The organism is Thalassotalea ganghwensis (assembly GCF_053485795.1).
The window spans coordinates 1-1409 of record NZ_JBQRUM010000049.1 but is presented as its reverse complement, the minus strand read 5'-3'; the positions used below and the strand labels follow the sequence as shown (position 1 = coordinate 1409).

Genomic DNA, 1409 nt, shown 5'->3' with positions numbered 1-1409 from the left:
ACTTGGGTGTTGTATGGTTAAGCCTCACGGGCAATTAGTATCAGTTAGCTCAATGCCTCACAGCACTTCCACACCTGACCTATCAACGTTGTAGTCTCCAACGACCCTTTAGGGAGCTTAAAGCTCCAGTGAGAACTCATCTCAAAGCCTGCTTCCCGCTTAGATGCTTTCAGCGGTTATCAGTTCCGAACGTAGCTACCGGGCAATGCCATTGGCATGACAACCCGAACACCAGAGGTTCGTCCACTCCGGTCCTCTCGTACTAGGAGCAGCCCTCTTCAATTCTCAAACGCCCACGGCAGATAGGGACCGAACTGTCTCACGACGTTCTAAACCCAGCTCGCGTACCACTTTAAATGGCGAACAGCCATACCCTTGGGACCGACTTCAGCCCCAGGATGTGATGAGCCGACATCGAGGTGCCAAACACCGCCGTCGATATGAACTCTTGGGCGGTATCAGCCTGTTATCCCCGGAGTACCTTTTATCCGTTGAGCGATGGCCCTTCCATACAGAACCACCGGATCACTATGACCTGCTTTCGCACCTGCTCGACGTGTCTGTCTCGCAGTTAAGCTGGCTTATGCCATTGCACTAACCGTACGATGTCCGACCGTACTTAGCCAACCTTCGTGCTCCTCCGTTACTCTTTGGGAGGAGACCGCCCCAGTCAAACTACCCACCAGACAGTGTCCCCAAGCCCGATAAGGGCCCTAGGTTAGAACATCACGCATACAAGGGTGGTATTTCAAGGTTGGCTCCACAGATACTGGCGTACCTGCTTCAAAGCCTCCCACCTATCCTACACATGTAGGAGCAATGTTCACTGTCAAGCTATAGTAAAGGTTCACGGGGTCTTTCCGTCTAGCCGCGGGTATACGGCATCTTAACCGCAATTTCAATTTCACTGAGTCTCGGGTGGAGACAGTGTGGCCATGATTACGCCATTCGTGCAGGTCGGAACTTACCCGACAAGGAATTTCGCTACCTTAGGACCGTTATAGTTACGGCCGCCGTTTACCGGGGCTTCGATCATGAGCTTCGCAGAGCTAACCCAATCAATTAACCTTCCGGCACCGGGCAGGCGTCACACCGTATACGTCATCTTTCGATTTTGCACAGTGCTGTGTTTTTAATAAACAGTTCCAGCCACCTGGTTACTTCGACTGTCAACAGCTTAGGGAGCAAGTCCCATCACCATCAACAGCGTACCTTCTCCCGAAGTTACGGTACTATTTTGCCTAGTTCCTTCACCCGAGTTCTCTCAAGCGCCTTAGTATTCTCTACCTAACCACCTGTGTCGGTTTGGGGTACGGTTCCTAATAATCTAGAGCTTAGAAGCTTTTCCTGGAAGCAGAGCATCAACAGCTTCGTCACCTTGGTGACTCGTCTCGTATCTCAGCCTTAAG

1 rRNA gene is annotated in these 1409 nt (G+C 51.5%); it reads right to left on the bottom strand.

The features are described 5' to 3' along the window. Window positions 1-13: 13 nt before the first annotated feature. Window positions 14-1409 (bottom strand): 23S ribosomal RNA (locus ACSLUH_RS19365); the annotation flags it as partial.